This window comes from Streptomyces sp. NPDC093598 (genome assembly GCF_044764825.1).
Classification (GTDB): domain Bacteria; phylum Actinomycetota; class Actinomycetes; order Streptomycetales; family Streptomycetaceae; genus Streptomyces.
In genome coordinates, this window is the sequence record NZ_JBIWIV010000002.1 from 1,134,169 (window position 1) to 1,153,877 (window position 19,709).

At 72.1% G+C, this 19,709-nt stretch carries 17 protein-coding genes and 1 pseudogene; 9 read left to right on the plus strand and 9 right to left on the minus strand.

Going from position 1 to position 19,709, the window contains the following annotated elements; genetic code table 11:
- Window positions 1–67 precede the first annotated feature (67 nt).
- On the minus strand, window positions 68–1,576 hold the full coding sequence (locus ACIRDU_RS11185; protein WP_403577039.1) for a hypothetical protein: 1,509 nt from the start codon (window positions 1,574–1,576) through the stop codon (window positions 68–70).
- Between the two features lie 832 nt (window positions 1,577–2,408).
- Between ACIRDU_RS11185 and ACIRDU_RS11190 the strand changes: the two genes are divergently transcribed.
- Both ACIRDU_RS11190 and ACIRDU_RS11195 read left to right on the plus strand, forming a co-directional pair.
- Window positions 2,409–2,873, plus strand: coding sequence for a pyridoxamine 5'-phosphate oxidase family protein (locus ACIRDU_RS11190; protein ID WP_403577041.1), 465 nt, complete (start codon window positions 2,409–2,411; stop codon window positions 2,871–2,873).
- A gap of 79 nt (window positions 2,874–2,952) precedes the next feature.
- Entirely contained in the window at window positions 2,953–3,345 is a 393-nt protein-coding gene (locus ACIRDU_RS11195) for a VOC family protein (RefSeq protein ID WP_030845174.1), read from the plus strand.
- A gap of 373 nt (window positions 3,346–3,718) precedes the next feature.
- Here ACIRDU_RS11195 and ACIRDU_RS11200 read toward each other — a convergent pair whose 3' ends face one another.
- Together ACIRDU_RS11200 and ACIRDU_RS11205 are read right to left on the minus strand one after the other, a co-directional pair.
- Window positions 3,719–4,015: a DUF4235 domain-containing protein gene (locus tag ACIRDU_RS11200; RefSeq protein ID WP_403577043.1), complete on the minus strand. Its 297-nt coding sequence runs from the start codon at window positions 4,013–4,015 to the stop codon at window positions 3,719–3,721.
- 41 nt (window positions 4,016–4,056) lie between these two features.
- Complete coding sequence (locus ACIRDU_RS11205) at window positions 4,057–5,082, minus strand: glutathione S-transferase family protein (protein WP_403577045.1); 1,026 nt, start codon at window positions 5,080–5,082, stop codon at window positions 4,057–4,059.
- 139 nt (window positions 5,083–5,221) lie between these two features.
- Between ACIRDU_RS11205 and ACIRDU_RS11210 the strand changes: the two genes are divergently transcribed.
- On the plus strand, window positions 5,222–6,142 hold the full coding sequence (locus ACIRDU_RS11210; RefSeq protein ID WP_403577047.1) for a cation diffusion facilitator family transporter: 921 nt from the start codon (window positions 5,222–5,224) through the stop codon (window positions 6,140–6,142).
- A gap of 87 nt (window positions 6,143–6,229) precedes the next feature.
- Here the strand turns inward: ACIRDU_RS11210 and ACIRDU_RS11215 are convergent, their stop codons facing one another.
- Window positions 6,230–6,679 carry a nitroreductase family deazaflavin-dependent oxidoreductase gene (locus ACIRDU_RS11215; RefSeq protein WP_403577397.1) on the minus strand — a complete coding sequence of 150 codons (450 nt, stop codon included), beginning with the start codon at window positions 6,677–6,679 and terminating at the stop codon, window positions 6,230–6,232.
- Between the two features lie 114 nt (window positions 6,680–6,793).
- Window positions 6,794–7,426, minus strand: coding sequence for a LysE/ArgO family amino acid transporter (locus tag ACIRDU_RS11220; protein ID WP_403577049.1), 633 nt, complete (start codon window positions 7,424–7,426; stop codon window positions 6,794–6,796).
- Window positions 7,427–7,774: 348 nt separating this feature from the next.
- On the opposite strand from ACIRDU_RS11220, the pseudogene ACIRDU_RS11225 reads away from it, so the two are divergent.
- Together ACIRDU_RS11225 and ACIRDU_RS11230 are read left to right on the plus strand one after the other, a co-directional pair.
- A pseudogene (locus tag ACIRDU_RS11225) lies at window positions 7,775–8,970 on the plus strand (cytochrome P450).
- A gap of 13 nt (window positions 8,971–8,983) precedes the next feature.
- Window positions 8,984–9,181 (plus strand): ferredoxin, encoded by a 198-nt coding sequence (locus ACIRDU_RS11230; protein WP_403577051.1) that lies wholly within the window; start codon window positions 8,984–8,986, stop codon window positions 9,179–9,181.
- 9 nt (window positions 9,182–9,190) lie between these two features.
- Here the strand turns inward: ACIRDU_RS11230 and ACIRDU_RS11235 are convergent, their stop codons facing one another.
- Entirely contained in the window at window positions 9,191–9,742 is a 552-nt protein-coding gene (locus ACIRDU_RS11235) for a TetR/AcrR family transcriptional regulator (protein WP_403577053.1), read from the minus strand.
- 95 nt (window positions 9,743–9,837) lie between these two features.
- Between ACIRDU_RS11235 and ACIRDU_RS11240 the strand changes: the two genes are divergently transcribed.
- Both ACIRDU_RS11240 and ACIRDU_RS11245 read left to right on the plus strand, forming a co-directional pair.
- A complete protein-coding gene (locus tag ACIRDU_RS11240; RefSeq protein ID WP_403577055.1) occupies window positions 9,838–10,296 on the plus strand; it encodes a nuclear transport factor 2 family protein in 459 nt (152 codons plus the stop codon).
- 202 nt (window positions 10,297–10,498) lie between these two features.
- Window positions 10,499–11,467: an aldo/keto reductase gene (locus tag ACIRDU_RS11245; RefSeq protein ID WP_403577057.1), complete on the plus strand. Its 969-nt coding sequence runs from the start codon at window positions 10,499–10,501 to the stop codon at window positions 11,465–11,467.
- Between the two features lie 17 nt (window positions 11,468–11,484).
- On the opposite strand, the gene ACIRDU_RS11250 is transcribed toward ACIRDU_RS11245, so the two are convergent.
- Window positions 11,485–12,327 carry a phytanoyl-CoA dioxygenase family protein gene (locus ACIRDU_RS11250; protein ID WP_403577059.1) on the minus strand — a complete coding sequence of 281 codons (843 nt, stop codon included), beginning with the start codon at window positions 12,325–12,327 and terminating at the stop codon, window positions 11,485–11,487.
- Window positions 12,328–12,390: 63 nt separating this feature from the next.
- Here ACIRDU_RS11250 and ACIRDU_RS11255 point away from each other — a divergent pair, with 63 nt between their 5' ends.
- Together ACIRDU_RS11255 and ACIRDU_RS11260 are read left to right on the plus strand one after the other, a co-directional pair.
- Window positions 12,391–13,329: a helix-turn-helix domain-containing protein gene (locus tag ACIRDU_RS11255; protein WP_403577061.1), complete on the plus strand. Its 939-nt coding sequence runs from the start codon at window positions 12,391–12,393 to the stop codon at window positions 13,327–13,329.
- A 372-nt stretch (window positions 13,330–13,701) separates the two neighbouring features.
- On the plus strand, window positions 13,702–15,936 hold the full coding sequence (locus ACIRDU_RS11260; RefSeq protein WP_403577063.1) for a ricin-type beta-trefoil lectin domain protein: 2,235 nt from the start codon (window positions 13,702–13,704) through the stop codon (window positions 15,934–15,936).
- A 12-nt stretch (window positions 15,937–15,948) separates the two neighbouring features.
- Here the strand turns inward: ACIRDU_RS11260 and ACIRDU_RS11265 are convergent, their stop codons facing one another.
- Window positions 15,949–17,208 carry an SLC13 family permease gene (locus ACIRDU_RS11265; protein ID WP_403577400.1) on the minus strand — a complete coding sequence of 420 codons (1,260 nt, stop codon included), beginning with the start codon at window positions 17,206–17,208 and terminating at the stop codon, window positions 15,949–15,951.
- A gap of 111 nt (window positions 17,209–17,319) precedes the next feature.
- The gene (locus ACIRDU_RS11270) at window positions 17,320–19,704 is read right to left on the minus strand and encodes a SpoIIE family protein phosphatase (protein ID WP_403577065.1); all 2,385 of its coding nucleotides are present in this window, start codon (window positions 19,702–19,704) and stop codon (window positions 17,320–17,322) included.
- Window positions 19,705–19,709: the final 5 nt, after the last annotated feature.

Sequence of the window (19,709 nt, forward strand, 5' to 3'; positions counted from 1 at the left end):
GCGCAGGCCGGGCCCCCACCACCACCAGGCGGGTGCGAGCAGCGGTCCGGGCCTTCAGGTCGAGGCGTCAGCCGTCGAGCCAGTCGCCTGCGACGCCCGTGGGCCGGTATCCCGTGGCGTTCCAGAGGAAATGCGGGTGGGCACAGCCGAACATGTAGGCGAGCAGTGCGGTGTCTTCCCTCCCGGTCTGAGGGTCGTGCAGGGTGTGGAACCTCTCGGATCCGACTACGCCGGCGTCTTGTTGGACATGACGGGCGCGGTCCGGCGAGGGTGCGGCGCTGGATGCCTCCACTGCGGCGATGTAGGTACGGCGCAAGATCTCCCATGTGCTGTCCGTGTTGCCGTACCACGGGCCGTGCAGGGCTTCGAAGGCATGGAGCTCGGCGTCGAAGAGAGGCCATGTCCGGGGGTATTGGGCTCGACAGCGTGCGGACAGCTCGGCGGTCCGGGTGCTCAGTGCTGGTGTGGTGGGCCGCGGGGCGATGGTGAGGGTGGTGCCGTGGGTGAGGATGCCGGTGCATGGGTTGGGCTGCAGGTCGCACAGCGGGCACTCCTCGGCCGGAGGGAGGCCCTGGGTGATGCCGTCGAACCACAGGGCGTGGCGGCCCGTGAGCCCCATCCAGACGATGGTGGTGGTCATCAGCCAGGTGTTCCACATCGGGCTGTGGGCCTCGGGCATGCAGCCGTACTTGACGAGGGCTATCGCGCAGGCAGCGTAGAGCGCCTTGGTGTGGGTGGGCATTTCGGCGAGCCAGAAGTTGCTGATCTCGCCGGTGAGGGCGTCGGCTCGTACGTCGGCCATGTCGTCGATGACGCGGCACAGCAGCAGGGAGGCGAGGTTTTCTTCCTGCCAGAGTTCGGTGTCCGGAGCGACGTGCCAGAACAGGCAGTCCAGCATCTGCAGGGCTGAGTAGGTGCTCTGGTTGAGCGGGTTGGTCTGGGGGAGCATGACGCTGCCCGCGTCGTGCTGTCGGAGCCAGTACTCGTCGACGGATCGCTTGTGGGCTGCGAAGAGTCCGGAGACCAGGGCCCGTGCGCTGTTGGTGCTGAAATTCTCGGCCAGGCGGTCTTCGACGTGTCGGGTGAGGCGCGTTGTGTCGATGGTGTCGATCACGCGTTTGTATTCGTGGAAGACGAGGATGTCGTCCTCGAAGCGGTGGCGGTGGCCGAGGTCTCGTTCGAGGTCGTTCATCTGCCGGGTCCAGGACCATCCACCGGTCAGGACGCTGTCGAGTTCCCGGCGGTGTGGCCAGGTCTTGACGCTGAGGGGACGGCCGGCGCTCTGCCGCCAACGGTAGTCGTCCAGCGTGCGTGCGGGGGGCGTGGGCAGCCGACGGCACAGAGGGCAGGCGCAGACGGTTGTCTGCTCCTCCTCGCGCGGCGGGGTGAGTGCCCGGCTCCTCCAGGCCCCTTCCAGCATCGCGCAGGTCAGTCTGCAGACCTCGATGTCGGTGCTGACTTGGGGGAAGGCTGCTTCGATCATGCGCAGGCTGGTGTCGAGGTGCCTCAACCTGGCGTAGCCCTCCTCGTCGGGCGGGAGGAACGCGGGCCGCGCCAGATGGAGGGCTCCCTCCACATGCAGCGTGGTGCTGGAGTGGGGGGAGCCGAATGCGTTCAGCCGCTGCTGAGCGGCGTTCTGGGACCTTCGGTACTGCTCAGTGCTCCCGTTGATGTGTTTCACCAGGAGGCGGGTCAGGGCGTTCCCCGCCTCCGTGGGCTGGAGCTGGGCGCTTGGCTGCGCCGGGAGCAAGCTGTCGGCGGACGCCTTCGGAACAGCACCTGCGACTCGAGATTTCACACCGGTCTCCCCATAAGCTGTGGTCCTGGCAACGGAATCGATCGACCGTGGTCGTTGACCGGCCGTGTCCGGGAATCTTGTGTACTTGCCGCGACGGCCTCGCCGGACAGCCGGACTCACGCGACCGGCTTTGGCTCCTGCTGCGAACGACCGTGAGCCGCCTCAGCTGTGTTGATCAGGAAGCACTCGCGGCCCGTCAGGCGTAGCGCGACCACTGGATCCGAGATGCGCTACTTCGCCCGAGGCGTGTGGGTAGCTGACAGGGGTGTCGAAGGGCAGGTCGAACCGGACGTCCTGAGGCATGCGTTTCCTTTCGGGAGACGGAACGCAGAGTCCCCCACCCCTGCGAACGGACGGTGCCGTGACCGCCCGCGCACTCGAACTGGACTTCGCAGTTCGAAAGTTGAACCGAGAAGCGGTACGAGGCTGCCCACGACGTGAATGAGCCATTCCGTGACCCTGCCGTGATCTCCGTTACTGCCCGAAGCGCATGAGCTGCGTATACTCCCTCCTCCCTCACTCGGTACCGGCTTGTCCGCCGAGCCTCCGGAGGCCCGGAACGCCACACTGGTCGCAGTCCGTTCGACGACTCTCCAGGAGGCGCACCGAGATGACGTCCGCACCGGCACGCAGCGCTGAGCAGCGCAAGAAGGACACCCTGCACCGTCTCGAACACGACGTGGACGCCTGGGTCGCCACGGCCGACAGTGCGACGGGGACTCCGTACCTCGTCCCGCTGTCCTTCCTCTGGAACGGTTCGTACCTGCTGTTCGCCACACCCGCGTCCAGTCCCACCGGACGCAACCTGGCCGCGTCCGGCCGGGCGCGGGTGGGCATCGGGCCGACCCGTGACGTCGTCCTCGTCGAAGGCACCGTCGAGACGGTCCAGCCCGGCGAGCTGACCGAGCAGGACGCCGAACTCTTCGCCGCCAAGACCGGGTTCGACCCCCGCCGGCTCGCCACGCCGTACCTTTACTTCCGGGTCGTGCCGCGGCGGGTGCAGGCCTGGCGGGAGGCCGACGAACTCGACGGCCGCGAACTCATGCGCGACGGACGGTGGTTGAAGACCGACTGAAACCGCCGGTCCGGGATATCCGCAAGGTACGGGTCCGCGGGGCACGACCGCCCCGCGACCGCGATCCTGCGGAGGAGACATGGCACTGGTGAAAGCGGGGGTCCTCGTGCTCGACTGTGCCGAGCCCGAGAAGCTCGCCGTGTTCTACAAGGAACTGCTGGAGGGAGAGGAGTCGGACGCCACCGCCAACCGGGTGGAGATCAAGAGCGCCGACGGCTTCCGGATCGCACTGCGCCGGGACGTCAACGCGACCCCGCCCAGCTGGCCGCGCCCCGAGAACTCCCTCCAGGCCCATCTGGAGTTCGTGGTCGACGACCTCGACGCGGTCGAACGCCGCGTCATCAGCCTCGGCGGCCGCCCCCTGGAGGCCAAGGAGCCCTCGGGCCCGCTGGAGGAGCGCGGCTACGCCGACCCGGCAGGCCACTCCTTCACCCTGCGCCGCACCGCACCGACGGCCCCCAAACAGGGCTGAGCGCGGTTCGGCCGGACGCCGGCAGCGGCCGGACCGTGAGATCTGCTTTCGGCGCCTCGCACTCGTCCAGGGCGAGGCGCCCGAGGACGTCGAAACCGATCCGGGACAGGGCGGACCCGCTGTCCGGCCGTGCGGCCCGCTGCCGGTCGGGGGTCAGTGGGTGAAGAGCGTGCTGGGCCAAGGCCACATGGAGGGCCGTGCCGGCGAGAATACTCAGCAGGCTCGTCGAATCCCGGCGGATGTACGCACGCCCGACTACTTCCTGCTGCGCCTCGAGTCCACCTCACCATGAAGGCGATCAAAGTGGACGGGTGAGCGCAGGCCGGCCCCGCCCGGCGGCCGCCGGGCGGGGCCGGGCGGGGCCGGGCGGCTGTCAGTCCCGGCCGCCCTTCTCGCCGACCGGCCAGGTGCCGGTCGAACGCTCGATGGCCTTGGCGCCCGCGCGGTCCACGGCGCTGCGCACCACCGCGAAGATGGCGCCCTGGATCGCGGCGGCCACCAGGACCTCGCCCCAGCTGCGGTCCTTGTCCAGCGCGTCGGGGGCGTCCTCCTCGTGCCGGATCGCCATCCACGTCTTGCGGAAGGCGAGGCCGGCCAGCCAGCCGCCCGACCAGCCGAGCACGAACCCGAGCGGCTGGTAGGCCAGGGACATCTTCTTCTTCTTTGCCACGGGAACTCCTTGTTCGCTGAAGTGGTGAGGGGTGAAGGGGGTCAGGGGGTGTGCGCCGCCGGTATCCGCTCCTCGGCGCGGACCGGCCCGGGCGGCGTGCCGTCACCGAACGGCCGGCCGCCCAGCTCCTCGCGGTGGTGCGGGGTCAGCCAGCCGGACAGGTCCGGGCCCAGCGGGACGACGCGGGTCGGGTTGATGCCCGTGTGCACCTGGTAGTAGTGGCGCTTGATGTGGTCGAAGTCGACGGTGTCGCCGAACCCCGGCGTCTGGTACAGGTCGCGGACGTACGCCCACAGCACCTGGTTCTCCGTCAGCTTCCAGCGGTTGCACTTGAAGTGGCCGTGGTAGACCGCGTCGAAGCGGACCAGCGTGGTGAACAGCCGGATGTCCGCCTCGGTGATCGTGTCGCCGACGAGGTACCGCTGCCGCTCCAGTCGGGCCGCGAGCAGCTCCAGCCGCCGGAACACGCCCGTGCAGGCGGCCCCGTACTCCTGCTGCCCGGTGGCGAAACCCGCGCGGTAGACGCCGTTGTTGACGTCCTCGTAGACGTCCGCCATCACCTCGTCGATCTCGTCGCGCAGCGCGTCCGGGTACAGGTCGGGCGCGCCGTCCCGGTGCAGGGCCGACCACTCGGTCGCGAGGTCGAGGGTGAGCTGCTGGTAGTCGTTGGTCACCAGCTGCCCACTGGGCACGTCCACGACCGCCGGCACGCTGACCCCGCCGGGGTAGTCGCTCTCCCGGCGGTCATAGGCCTCGCTGAGATAGCGGATGCCGAGGACCGGGTCGCGGCCCTCCTCGTCCAGCGTGAAGCGCCAGCTGCGGTCGTCCTGGATCGGGTCGGCAACGGCCAGGGACAGGGAGTCCTCCAGACCGAGCAGCCGCCGGGAGACCAGTGACCGGCTCGCCCACGGGCAGGCCCGGCTGACGACCAGACGGTAGCGGCCGGCCTCCACCGGCCAGCCGTCCCCGCCGTCCGCGGTGATCCGGTCCGCGAAATGTGCCTTGGACCGTTTGAACGCCCTCCTTCCGTAGCCGGTGTTGCCGTCGTCGCCGTCGTCGCGGCTCATGGGGGTGACCTCCTTGCCGTACGTGGGCCCTGGTGAACGCGTTCCCCGTTTTCCGCCGACGGCACGGTGTGAGCACCGCCGACCGGGGCAATCGGCGTGGGTGACTGATGAAGGAAGTGATCACAGGACACGCGTCACCGTGCTGGTGGCGCTCGCGGCCAATCTGGTGATCGCGGTGGCCAAGGCCATCGGCGGCCTGGCAGCGGGGTCACCCGCCCTGCTGTCCGAGGCGGCCCACTCGGTGGCCGACAGTATGAACGAGGTGTTCCTGCTCGCGGCACTGCGCCGCAGCCGCCGCCCCGCCGACCGGCGTCATCCCTTCGGCTACGGCAAGGAGCGGTTCTTCTGGTCGCTCCTCGCGGCCGTCGGGATCTTCGTCATGGGCGGCTGTTTCTCCTTCTTCCAGGGCTTCGAGGCCCTGACGAGCGGTTCACAGGAGAAACTCGGCGGCTATGTGGCCGGCCTGATCGTGCTCGGAATCGCCCTCCTCGCGGAGGGCGGTTCGTTGTTGCGGGCGCTGTACCAGGTGCGCCGGCAGGGCGGCACGGCCGCCGGGATGCGCGATCCGGCCCTGCGGACGGTCGTCGCCGAGGACGGCACCGCGGTACTCGGCGTCACCCTGGCCATCGTGGGCATGGCGCTGCACATGGTCACCGGGCAGGTGGTGTGGGAGGCGTCGGCCTCACTCGCGATCGGCGCGCTGCTGGTCTACGTGGCCTTCCGGCTGGGCCGCGACGCCCGTGACCAGTTGATCGGCGAGGCGGCCGACCCGGAGTCGAGCGGGCGGATAGAGGCGCTGCTGCGGGCCCAGCCGGAGATCGACAGCGTGGAGGCGCTGTTCACGATGAAGACCGGCCTCGACACGGCCCTGGTGGCCGCCCGCGTCGACCTGGTGCCGGGCCTGGACAGCGAGCGCGTGGAGGAGGTCGCCGTCCGCATCAAGCGATCCATCGCCCGGATGGTGCCCGAGGCGGCCCAGATATTCCTCGACGTGACCGACCGACCGGCCCGCGAGGCAGCGGAAAGCCCCGCCGCGACGGGGGAACGCGGCGGGGCCTGAACCACGCGTGCCCCGTCGAAGCCGGTTCATGCACACGGGAAGGAAGAACTGCCCGCCGGCTGCCCGCACCGGGCAGCCGGCCCCGCCTCAGCCGGCCTCGGCCGGCTCCAGCACGAACACCGGAATCTCCCGGTCGGTCTTCTTCTGGTAGTCGGCGTACGCCGGGTACGCCGCGACGGCCCGCTCCCACCACGCCGCCTTCTCCTCGCCCGTGACCTCACGGGCGGTCATGTCCTGCTTCACCGGCCCGTCCTGGAGCTCCACGTGCGGGTCGGCCCGCAGGTTGAAGTACCAGACGGGGTGCTTGGGCGACCCGCCGAGGGAGGCCACCGCGGCGTAACGCCCTTCGTGCTCCACCCGCATCACCGGTGTCTTGCGCAGCTTCCCGCTCCTGGCACCCCGTGAGGTCAGGATCACGACGGGCATCTTCGAGCCCTGAAGCGTCGTCCCCTGCGTACCGCCGGAGCTCTCGTACAGCTCCACCTGCTTGCGCACCCACTGCGTCGGACTGGGTTCGTACTCGCCCTCGAGAGGCATGACCATCCGTCCCATCGTCGGTCGGCGGCTCATCGCCGCCTGTGTTCAACACCCGTGCCCCCGGGAATCATCCGTACCCCGACGGATCCGGTCTCAGGGGTCCCCGAGCCGACCTCACCCCGGCGCGAGCGCCATCCGCACGGCCAGCGCCGTCATCACCCCGCTCGCCACCAGTGCCGTCACCAGCCGCCCCCGATGGCCGGTCAGCGCGCGGCCGAGCAGTGCCCCGCTCCCGGCCAGCAGCACCTGCCAGCTCGCGGAGGCGGCGAAGGCGGCCAGCACGAACACGCCCTGTTCCAGAGGGCCGGCCGGGCCCGTGGCCTGGGAACCGAGCACGAGGGCCGCGAAGTAGATGACGGTGGTGGGGTTCAGCAGGGTGATGCCCAGCAGGCCCAGATAGGCCCGGGCGGGGCCCGGGGGAGCGGGGGCGGACCGGGTCGCGAGCCGGTGGCCGCGGTACTCGCGCAGGGCGGTGACCGCGCCCCATGCCGCCAGTGCGAGCAGCACCAGCACGCAGACCCATCGCAGCGGCCCGAGCACCGGCCGCAGCGCGGACGCCAGGGCCGTGCCCCCGAGCGTGGCCGCGAGGGCGTAGAGCCCGTCGGCGGTGGCGACGCCGAGCGCGGCGCAGACACCGGTGCGCAGGGACGTGCGGGCCGTGAGGGAGACGAGGTAGGTCCCGACGGCGCCCACGGGGACGGCGATGCCGTATCCGGCGAGCAGCCCCGCGACGAGCGCGGCCGTCATGACCGCGGCGGAGTCGGTCCTCCCCGGCGGCCGGACTGCTGCTGTCGGCGCGCGGCGGAAGCGGCGACGGACAGCGGCAGGAGAACAGTGAACGTAGACATGGCTGGATCCTGGGGCCTGCCCCGCCGTACCGACAACCGGTTTTCGCATCGGGGTCGCGACACTCGTGTCCGGGCAGGGACGCCGATCCCGCTACCCGGGCCACAGTTCGGGTGTTCGAACGGGAGGACGGCAATCCCCGGCCATGTTGCCGTCGCCGGCGATCTGGCCGAACTTCGCGTCGCCCCATAGGTGCCTGGGGCATCTAATGAAGATCGGCACGACGCACTACTCGTCTGCGAGGTCTTCATGACGGACACGACCGCACCCGTCGCCTTCCCCCAGAGCCGGACCTGCCCCTACCACCCGCCCGCCGCCTACGACGCGCTGCGCGCCGAGCGCCCCCTGACCCGGATCACCCTCTTCGACGGCCGCGAGGCCTGGCTCGTCAGCGGGCACGCCACCGCCCGCGCGCTGCTGGCCGACCCCCGTCTTTCGTCCGACCGCGACCGGCCCGGCTTCCCCGCCCCCACCCAGCGTTTCGCCGGGATCCGCAACCGCAGAACGGCCCTGCTGGGCGTCGACGACCCCGAGCACCGCGCCCAGCGGCGCATGGTCGTCGGGGACTTCACCCTCAAGCGGGCCGTCGAACTCCGGCCACGCATCCAGCAGATCGTGGACGAACGGCTCGACGCGATGATCGCCGAAGGCCCGGCGCGGACCTGGTGAGCGCCTTCGCGCTGCCGGTGCCGTCCATGGTGATCTGCGCCCTGCTCGGCGTCCCGTACGCCGACCACGACTTCTTCGAGACCCAGTCCCGCAGGCTGCTGCGCGGCCCGGAGACCGCCGACGTCCTGGACGCCCGGGACCGGCTGGAGACGTACTTCGGTGAGCTGATCGACCGCAAGCAGCGGGACCGCGGCACCGGCCTGCTGGACGACCTGGTCCACCGGCAGCTGCGTGAGGGCGACCTCGACCGCGAGGGCCTGATCGCCATGGCCCTCATCCTGCTGGTCGCGGGCCACGAGACGAGCGCCAACATGATCTCGCTCGGCACCTTCACCCTGCTCCAGCACCCCGAACGGCTCGCCGAACTGCGCGCGGACCCCCGGCTGCTGCCGGCCGCGGTCGAGGAGCTGATGCGGATGCTGTCGATCGCGGACGGCATGCTGCGCCTGGCCGTCGAGGACATCGAGGTGGCCGGGGCGACGATCCGCAAGGGCGAGGGCGTGGTCTTCGCGACCTCCGTCATCAACCGCGACGAGACGGTCTACCCGGAGCCGGACACGCTCGACTGGAGCCGCCCGGCCCGTCACCACGTGGCGTTCGGCTTCGGCATCCACCAGTGCCTCGGCCAGAACCTCGCCCGCGCCGAGCTGGAGATCGCCCTGCACAGCCTCTTCGACCGGCTGCCCACCCTGCGCCTGGCCGCTCCGGCCGAGGAGATCCCCTTCAAGCCGGGCGACACGATCCAGGGGATGCTGGAACTCCCCGTGACCTGGTAAGAGGGCCCCGCACATGCACATCGACATCGACGAGGACGTCTGCATCGGCGCGGGTCAGTGCGCCCTGACCGCCCCGGACGTGTTCACCCAGGACGACGACGGCTACAGCACCCTGCTGCCGGGCGGGGAGGACAGCGGCAGCCCGCTGCTGCGGGAAGCGGCCCGCGCCTGCCCGGTCGGCGCCATCACCGTGTCCGGGACGGTGAGCTGACCTCCGCTCTCACACGGCGTCCAGGAGCCGCCGGGCCGCCTCGCGCGCCTCGGCCGCGGGCTCGGCGCTCCTGGTGACGCCCGCCGTGGCCATGGCGCCTTCGGCCAGCAGGAACAGCTGCCCGGCCAGCGCGTCGGGCAGCCCCGCATCCGCCACGAGCGAGCCGAGGTACTCCCGGAACGCCCGCTTGTGCGCACGCACCTGGGCGGCCACGCGCGCCGAGGTGGCGCCCAGCTCGCCGTACGCGTTGAGCCAGGCGCAGCCGCGGAAGCCCGGCTCGCCGAACCACTCGCCGAGCCAGTTGAAGACGGCCAGGATCCGCTCGCGTGGCTCCCCGTGCCGCTCGGCGTACTCGGCCAGCTGCCCGCGCCAGCGCGTGTCGCGCCGCTCCAGATAGGCCTCCACCAGGTGCTCCTTGGCCGGGAACAGCTGGTAGAGCCGCTTGAGCGAGACGCCGGAGGTGCCGCGGACGTCGTCCATGCCGACGGACTGCACACCCCGCCCGTAGAACAGTTCCTCGGCGGCGTCCAGCGCCCGCTCCCGGGCCACTGCGCTGTCCATGGACGGACCCTCCTTGACGCGAGAACGAGCGTTCTCCTACGGTAGCAGCAGCCTAATGGAGAACGCTCGTTCTCCCTTGCCGACAGGGAGCATCCATGACCGACCGCCCGCCGCTGCCGCCCTTCACCCGCGAGACCGCCGCCCAGAAGGTCCAGGCCGCCGAGGACGCCTGGAACACCCGCGACCCGCACAAGGTCTCCCTCGCCTACTCGCCGGACTCCGTCTGGCGCAACCGCGACACCTTCGTCACCGGCCGCGCCGAGATCGCCGAGTTCCTGACCCGCAAGTGGGAGCGCGAGCGGGAGTACGCCCTGCGCAAGGACCTGTGGGCCTTCGACGGCAACCGCATCGCCGTCCGCTTCCAGTACGAGTGCCGCGACGCAGACGGGCAGTGGTGGCGCTCGTACGGCAACGAACTGTGGGAGTTCGACGGGCACGGCCTGATGACCCGCCGCGAGGCGAGCATCAACGACGTGCCGATCGAGGAGAGGGAGCGCCGCATCCACGGTCCACGACCGGAGTCGGAGCGCGGCACCACGTTCCCCGTCCGGTGAGTCCGGGCGGTCGCCAGGGTTCCCCGGATGACCGAACAGGCCGCTCGCAAGCCCTTCCTCTACGTCGTCGTCTGCGCCGCGGGCATCGCCGCGGACGTCAGCAAGCTGATCAGCCCGTCAGGCGTGAGTCCGGCCGCGTCTTCGAGCGCACGCGAACACGTACGCTCCCCGTGGAAACCCTCCGAAGGCAGGAGCAGCAACGATGCAGTACGTGAAGCTCGGTTCGACGGGCCTGGACGTCTCGCGGATCTGTCTGGGGTGCATGACCTACGGTCTGCCCGACCGCGGCACGCACGAGTGGACCCTCGACGAGGAGGCATCGCGCCCGCTGATCCGGCAGGCGGTCGAGGCGGGGATCAACTTCTTCGACACGGCGAACGTCTACTCCGACGGCACGAGCGAGGAAATCGTCGGCCGGGCCCTGCGCGACTTCGCCCGCCGCGACGAGATCGTCCTCGCGACGAAGGTCCACGGCCGGATGCGGCCCGGGCCGAACGGGGGCGGACTGTCCCGCAAGGCGATCATGACCGAGCTCGACCAGAGCCTCACCCGCCTCGGCACCGACTACGTCGACCTCTACCAGATCCACCGCTTCGACCCGCACACCCCGGTCGAGGAGACGATGGAGGCCCTGCACGACGCCGTCAGGGCGGGCAAGGTCCGCTACATCGGGGCGAGTTCGATGTACGCGTGGCAGTTCTCCAAGGCCCAGTACACCGCGCGGCTGAACGGCTGGACACGCTTCGTCTCCATGCAGAACCACTACAACCTGATCTACCGCGAGGAGGAGCGCGAGATGCTCCCCCTGTGCGCGGACCAGGGCGTGGGCGTCCTGCCCTGGAGCCCGCTCGCCCGCGGCCGCCTCACCAGGGACTGGGACACCACGACCGGGCGCAGCGCCACCGACACCTTCGGCGGCACCCTCTACCAGGAGGGCGACCGCGGCATCGTCGAGGCGGTCACCCGCATCGCCGGGGAGCGGGGCGTCCCCCGCGCGCAGATCGCCCTCGCCTGGCTGCTCCACCAGCCCACGGTGACGTCCCCGATCGTCGGAGCGTCCAAGCCCGGGCATCTGGAGGACGCGGTGGCCGCCGTGGAGATCCGGTTGAGCGACAAGGAGCTGGAGGAACTCCAGCGCCCGTACGGCCCCCACCCCATAGCCGGGCACTGAAGCGGGTTCCCGGAAGCTCAGTGCGGCCCTTGCGGGGCGAACTCCGTTCCGCAGGGCCCCGCCCCCTCGCTCTCCGTCAGCTCCACCCTCGCCCCGCTCATCGCCAGCGTCCGGTAGAACCGCCCGATCCGCTCCGCCGACCGCCCCACGTAGTGCCCGATGAAAGACCGCCGGAACCGATCGGCCGCCCGGTTCGGCTGCGACCCGTGCACCAGGCTCCCGTTGAAGAACAGGACGTCCCCCGGCGCCATGTCCACCGGAACCGGCGCCAGGCCGGCCGGCGGCGGAACGTACTCCCGGGCGAAGGACACCTCCGGGTCTGCCGTCTCCGGGCAGAACAAGTCCATGAGGTGCGTGCCCGGCACGACCTCCAGCCCGCCGTTCTCCCGGTCGATCGCATCGCAGGCCACCCACGCCGCCACGCACGTCCCCGGCTCCACCCGCAGATAGAAGTTGTCCTGGTGCAGCGCCTGCCCCCGGGCTCCCGGCGGCTTGAAGTAGAACATGCTCTGCGCAGCCAGCACCTCCTCCCCGAGGAGCACCTCCAGAACCGTGCGCAGCCGGGCGTCCAGCAGGACCTCACGCGCGAGGTCGTTGATCTCGTGCGGGTGCATCACCCGGGGCCAGACGTGCAGCGGATCCGCGCCCGGCGTGTCCGCCGCGCGCGGCTCGAAGTGCCCGGGCACCGGACCGGCCGCCCGCAGCGCCGCGAACTCGCCGCACAGCCGGTCGATCTCGTCGGCCCCGAAGAGCCCGCGCACCACCGTGAAACCGTCCTCCTCGAAACCCTCCCGGTACCGCCGGAGCCCGGCGGGGTCCAGGATGGAAGCGCCGACGGCGCCGTTGCCCGTGACTGTCATGAACGCACTCCTCGGTCAGGTGTCCTCGGTTCGAAACGCTAGGCCGACCGGCCGCCGAGGAGGATGCCCGTGCGTGCTGACCGATTGCCCGACACTGCTGAGCACGGGAGCACCGGAGACCGCGGCGACCCTGCCCCGCCGCCCGGGCTGGTCGTGCTCGGCCACTTCGACCAGCCGCCCGGCTACCGCGTCAGCAGGCCGCACGGGTCCGCGAGCTGGCTCTTCACCTGGACCACCGGCGGCCGGGGACAGCTGTGGCAGGGCGGTGTGCGGGCCTCGGCCGGCACGGGGGACCTGGTCGTGCTCGCCCCGGGTGTCCCGCACGGCTACGAGGTCGAGGCCGGGGCCGGGCACTGGCGGTTCTGGTGGGCGCACTGCCAGGCCCGCCCGTCGTGGGCCGCGTGGCTACGGCCGTACGACGCCGGCGACGGGGTCCACGTGGTCACCTCCGCTCCGGCCGCGGTGCACGACCGCGTCGGGACGGCGTTCCGGCGGATGCTCGCCGACGCCCGCTGGACCGGCACCGGGGCACCGCCCGACGCGGCGTCCCCGGACGCGCGGGTCGCCGTGGCGCACGGCAGCGCGGCCCGTGAACTGGCCCTGTGCGCACTGGAGGAGATCGTCCTCCTCACCACCGCCGGCGCCCGCCCGACGGCGCCCCGGCCGGGCCTCGACGCACGGATCCGCCGCGCCCAGGAGCTGATCGACGCCGACCCTGGCGCCCGGCACACCGTCCGCTCGCTCGCCGAGGACGTCGCGCTGTCGCCGTCCCGCTTCGCCCATCTGTTCCACCGGCAGCTCGGCCAGTCACCCATGCGCGCCCTGCGCGAGGCGCGGCTGCGCCACGCCGCCCGGCTGCTGGAGAACACCGACCTGCCCGTGGAACGCGTCGCCGCGGCCTCGGGTTTCGCCAGCCCGTTCCACTTCAACCGCGCCTTTCGCGAGCGCTACGGGGCACCGCCCGGGGCGTACCGCACGACGCAGGGCGGGCCACCCGGCTGAGCATCGCCATTGGTTCCGCGTGCGGCGCCGAAAGGCCGGCGCGGAAAGGCGGTGGGCGGCGTGAGCTGCTGTGCAGGGGGTGGCTCAATGGTTTCCGGGAGGCTTCGGGAGGCGGGCGAATACCAGTCGCTAAAGCGGGCAGACAGCACGGAAATGCCTTTCGCTCCGCCGATTGACATTCTGTCAAAAGGTGCTGGCCGCGCCCACAATGCACGAAACCGCGAGATCACTTGTTCCCCGTCCCTGAGCTGTGCAAAGGTGTGCCGTGTCGGCGTGCCCACATCACGCCTTTCTTTCGTATGCGCGAGGCCGACGGGCCGGCATACCCCTTGGTACGGACTTTGTTCCGCATGTCCTTGAGAGGAATGCAGCGTGAAAGACGCAGGCCCGTCGAATTCCCCGGCCTCGGCCCGCAGGTTCGACGCGACCGACGAGCAACTGAGCACGGAGCTCAGGAAGTGGACCGGGGCGACGCCCGCGCTGCATCCCGTCGGCGAGCTGCTGGACCGGCACTGGGAGGCGGCCTTCGCCTACGCCCGGCTGTGCACCGACGGCCCGCGCTCCGCGGGAATGCTCACCACTGCCGCGTTCACCCGGCTGTTCGGCGAGACCCTCCGCCAGAACGGTCCGACCTCCGCCTGGCGGCCCCACCTGCTCGTCACCGTACGGCGTATCGCGTCCGAGTGGGCCGGTGACCACCGGTGCGACATGCTCCACCCGGAGCTGCTGTCCGGGACCGGCGAGGGGGAGCGGCCCGCCGCCCGTCTGCTGCCGTCGCAGCACCGGCGTCTGCTGTCCGGCGCCTTCCAGAGGCTGCCCCAGTCGGCCCGCTGCCTGCTGTGGCATGTCGAGGTCGAGGCCGAACCGCTCACCGCCCCGGCCGGATTGCTCGGCCTCGACGAGGAGGGTGCCCGCGTCGAACTGGGCCGGGCCCGGGACCGGCTGCGCGAGGAGTGCCTCCAGCTGCACCGCGAACTCGCCCCCGACGAGGAGTGCCGGCGCTATCTGCGCCTGCTCGACGTGACGTACCGGCGCGGGGGTCTCGCCGTCGACCCCGATCTACGCGCGCACATCGAGGGCTGCGGGCACTGCAGCGACACCGCGGACCAGCTCGACCAGTTCAACCACGCCCTCGGTGTAGCCCTGTCGGAGGCGGTGCTGGGCTGGGGCGGGCGGGGTTACGCGGAGGGCCGCGCGAGCGATGCGGGGGAGAGCGCCGGGGGTGGGCGTGCCGTGGGGCGTGGGCGGCGCGGGGGATCGGCCGGTGCGGCCGTCGCCGAGAGCCCGGCCGGTGCGGCGCGCGAGCTGATCCCGGACCCGGTGGCCCTGGCGCGCGAGGTCTTCCCGGACCCGGCCGGTATGGCGTACGAGATCATTCCGGACCCGGTTCGTGCACCGCGTGAGGCTTTCCCCGATCCGGCCGGTGAGGGGCGTGAGGTCTTCCGGGACCCGGCCGGCACGGCGCGTGAGGTCTTCCCGGATCCGGTCGCCCTCGCAGGCACGGTCGGGGAGTCGTTCACCGCCCCGGGCGGCCCGGCGGTCGTGCCGCCGCCCCCTCCCGTCGCCGAGGGCGCGGACCCGGCCCTGGAGGCGGTACAGGCTCCGGTCCCCGCGCCGACGGGGCACTCCGTACCGCCTGCCACCGCCTCGCCCGGCCGTCGGCCCGAAGGCCCCCGAACCGCCGCCCGAAGATCCGCCCACAAGACGGCCCGCCGCGCCGCCCGGCGGCGCAACCTCACCGCGGGCATCCTGACCGTCAGCGGCCTCGTCGCGCTGCCGCTGGTCCTGTGGTCCACCGGCAGCTCCGGCGACGGCGCCCCGGACCGGCCCGCCGAGGAGGCCCCCGACTCCGACGCGGCCGAGTCGGCCACCGACCCGTCGCGGGCCGGGGCGGGCGACGCCAAGAAGGGCGCCCTGCGCGGCCGGCTGCACAACGTCGCCTCGGGCCTGTGCGTGGGCATCGACGGCAAAAAGGCCGTGGAGGGCGGGGAGGCCGAGCTCACGACCTGCACCGCCGACTCCGCCCAGCAATGGACGTACGAGACCGATGGGCTGCTGCGCAACGGCGCCGCCCCCGACCTGTGCCTGGACTCCCGGCTCGGCTACTCGGTGCGGCTGGCCCCGTGCTCGGGCGCTGACCGGCCCGACCCCAAGAACATCCGCTACGACTTCACCCTCCAGGGGGCTCTCGTGCCCCGCTGGAATCAGGATCTCGCCCTGGCCCCGGCGGCGACCGACGGCTCGGGCGCCCTGGTCGTCAAGTCCCGGGCGGACGACGAGGCCCAGCGCTGGGTGATCGACACCTCCAAGGCCGACCTCCGGATGGAGGCCGTCACCTGGAACGCCGCCGCTCCCGCACCGCGCCCCACGCCCACGCCGACCCCCACACCGTCGAAGACGCCCGGGCCCACACCGACCCCGTCCGCGACCTCCTCGGCCCCGCAGCCGGCGCCGAGCAGCCCGGCCGCCACCGACTCGTCCTGCCACGACCACGGGTACTACTGCGACACGGACGGTCGGTACGGCAACCCGGGCTACGGCTACCCCGGCTACGGCTATGGCTACGGGGGCCAGGGATACGGCTACGACGGAGGCGGCCGCCGCTGATCCGGCGCGCGCTCAGGCGCCGAGGACGGTCAGGGACAGCCACAGCGCCACCACGGCCGGCACCAGTGCGGCCGGTACGGCGAGCAGCCCGAGCCGCGTGAACTCGCCGAGCCCGACCCGGTGCCCGTGCTGCTGCACGATCCGCCGCCACAGCAGGGTCGCCAGCGACCCGGCGTAGGTCAGGTTGGGGCCGATGTTCACACCGAGCAGTACCGCCAGCACGGCGCCCGGGCCGGAACCGGCGACCAGGGGCAGCAGCACCAGCACCGCGGGCAGGTTGTTGATGAGGTTCGCCAGCACGGCGGCCAGCGCGGCCACGCCCAGCAGCGTGAGCAGGCCCGTTCCGCCCGGCAGCACACGCCGGAGCGCGTCGGCGAGCCCGTGGTCGACGACCGCGCGCACCACGACCCCCAGCGCGAGCACGAACGCCAGGAAGGCCGGGGCCGCGGACCGCAGCACCGTCAGCGGTGTGGCCCGGCGCCGTACCAGTGCCCGCCCGGCCAGCACCAGGGCACCGGCCAGCGCGGCCCACGCGGGCGCGATGCCGACGGCGGAGGCCACCACGAACCCGGCGAGCGTGCAGCCGACCGTGACGAGGGCGAACAGCGGGAGCGGCTCGGGACGCGGCGCGGGGTCGGGGGAGGGGAGGGGCGCCGCGAGTTCGTCGTCGAAGAACCGCCGGAACACCAGGTACTCGGCGGCGATCGCGACCAGCCAGGGCAGCGTCATCAGTGCCGCGAAGCGGGTGAAGCTCAGCCCGCTCGCCGTGAAGGCCAGCAGATTGGTCAGGTTGGAGACCGGCAGCAGCAGCGAGGCGGTGTTCGACAGATGGGCGCAGGCGTACAGGTGAGGCCGGGCGCGGACGCCCATGCGAGTGGCGGTGGCGAGGACCACCGGTGTGAGCAGGACGACCGTCGCGTCCAGGCTGAGCACGGCGGTGATGACGGACGCCAGCGCGAACACCGCGGTCAGCAGCCGCGTGGGGCGCCCCGCCGCCCAGCGGGCCATCCACGCTCCGCACGCCGTGAACAGCCCCTCGACGTCACAGAAGTGGGCGAGCACCAGCACGGCCGCGAGGAATCCGACCACGGGCCCCAGCCGCTGGATCTCCTCCCAGGCGTGGTCCGGTGAGATCGCTCCGAGGGCGATGGCGAGCCCGGCGGCCGGCACCGCCAGCAGGGCCTCGGGCAGCCCCTTGGGGCGGGCGACGGCCCAGACGAGCACGGCGGCCAGCAGCGCCACGGACAGGACTTCGGCGAGCGGGGTGTTCAGGGCGGGGTCCTCCGGGGCGTGATCAGGTCGTGCCCGCCCATGAAACCAGGCGCCGGTAAGAGACCCTCGGCGGCCCCGCCGTCCTGGTCAGGGCCGCTGCCCGGAGGAGGTTCAGATCTCTTCGAGCAGGGTCAGCTCCGCCCAGATCGTCTTGCCCTCGGCGGTGTGCCTGCTGCCCCACCGCTGGGTGAGCTGGGCGACCAGGAGCAGACCACGACCCCCCTCGTCCCAGGTCTTGGCCCGGCGCAGGTGCGGCGCCGTGTGGTTGGTGTCGGACACCTCGCAGATCAGGGTGGACGCGTCATGGATCAGCCGCAGCCGGATGGGCGGGGCGCCGTAGCGGATGGCGTTGGTGACCAGCTCGCTCACCACCAGCTCGGCGGTGAACGTGGCCGCGAGCAGCTGCCAGCGTTCCAGCTGGTCGACGACCTGCTTGCGGATGGGGGCCACCAGCGCCGGGTCGGCGGGGATGTCCCAGGTGGCGACCTGGGCGGACGGCAGGCCGCGGGTGCGGGCCAGCAGCAGGGCGACGTCGTCCGTGGACCCGCCCGGCGGGAGCAGGGTGTGCAGCACGCGGTCGCAGGTCTCGTCCAGGGAGTCGGAGGGCGCCGACAGGGCCTCGCGGAGCATCAGGCTGCCCGCGTCGACGTCCCGCTCGCGGCTCACGAGCAGCCCGTCCGTGTGGAACGCCAGGACGCTGCCCTCCCGCAGCTCCACCTCGGCGCACTCGAACGGCAGCCCCCCGACGCCCAGTGGGGGACCCGAGGGCAGGTCGAGCTGCTGTGCCGGGCCGTCCGGCGGCACCAGCAGGGGCAGCGGATGCCCGGCCCGGGCCAGGTTGCAGCGCCGCGACACCGGGTCGTACACCGCGTAGAGGCAGGTCGCGCCCACTTCTCCGGTGCCGTTGCCGCCGCCGGACTCCTGGGACAGCCGGACGACGAGGTCGTCGAGGTGGGTGAGCAGTTCGTCGGGGGCCAGGTCGATGTCGGCGAGGGTGCGGACGGCGGTGCGCAGCCGGCCCATGGTGGCGGAGGCCTGGATGCCGTGGCCGACGACGTCGCCGACGACCATGGCGACCCGCATCCCGGACAGCGGGATCACGTCGAACCAGTCGCCGCCCACACCGGAGCGGGTGGCCGGCAGGTAGCGGGAGGCCGCCTCCACCCCCGCCGTGCGCGGCAGAGTGCGGGGCAGCAGGCTGCGCTGGAGGGTGAGGGTCGTCTCGCGCTCGCGGGAGTAGCGGCGCGCGTTGTCGATGCAGACGGCGGCCCGGGCCGTGACCTCCTCGGCCAGCAGCACGTCGTCCTCGGTGAACGCCTCGGGGCTCCGGAAGCGGGTGAACACGGCGACACCGAGGGTCGTGCCGCGGGCCTGGAGCGGCACGGACATCGTGGAGTGGATGCCGTACTCCTGGATCCGCCGGAAGCGGACCGGGTCCCAGGCGAGCCACTGTTCGAGGTTGCCGGACGCTCCCGAGGCCACGACCGTGCGCCCCGCGACCAGCGAGGCGGCCTGCGGGGAGTTCTCCGGGTAGACGTCGACCTGTCCGGGCTTGGCGACGGCCTCGGGGCTGCCCGCGTTGACCGACCGGTGGGCGGCCCGGCGCAGGTTCACCGGCGGGGCCGGCGGTCCTGCGGACTCGCCGCCGTGCTCCTGCGGGTCGAGCAGGTCGACGCTGACGAAGTCGGCGAGCGCCGGGACGCACACGTCCGCCAGCTCCTGGGCCGTACGGGTGACGTCCAGGGTGGTGCCGATGCGCACGCTCGCCTCGTTGACCAGTTGCAGCCGCTCCCGGGCCCGGTACTGGTCGGAGAAGTCGTGGGCGGTCACGCACACGCCCCGCACCTGGCCGGTGCCGTCGGTGAGCGGTGCCATCCGGGCCAGCCAGGCGTGCGCGCCCCGGCTCTCGCCGGTCGCCTTCATGTAGGTCTGCATGTCCTGCCGCCGGCCGGTGCTCAGCACTTGGCGCAGATGCTCTTCGAGCGCGGCGTTCTGCGGCCGGCTGCCGATGTCGGTGGGCCGCAGGCCCGGCAGCCGCCCGGCGGGCAGCCCCAGGAGGTCGGCCATGGCCTCGTTGACGCCGCGCAGCCGCAGCCGCTCGTCGAAGATCATCGTGGCGCAGGGCGACTGTGTCAGGGCCATGCGCACCAGCGGGTCGTCCGGAAGCTCCTGAACGGCGGCTGCCGGCGGGGACACCGCGAGCCAGTCGGTCGTCTCCGCTCCGTCCGGCGGTCGGCTGTGGGCGAGCACCCACACGGACACGGGGTGGCCGTCGCGGTGGCGCAGGGTGAGTGTGCCGCTCCAGCGCGAGTCGTCCGGCACGGGCGGCGCGTCGGCGCCGTCGGCCAGCAGCGCGGCGGCCGGGCGGCCCACGACCTCGTCGGCCGTGTGGCCCAGCAGACGGCGGGCGCCCTCACTCCACCCGGTGAGCGTGCCGTCGGCGGCGATGACGGCACGGGCGGCCACGCCGTCGTCGAACGCCTCGTCCGGGCTCATCGTCG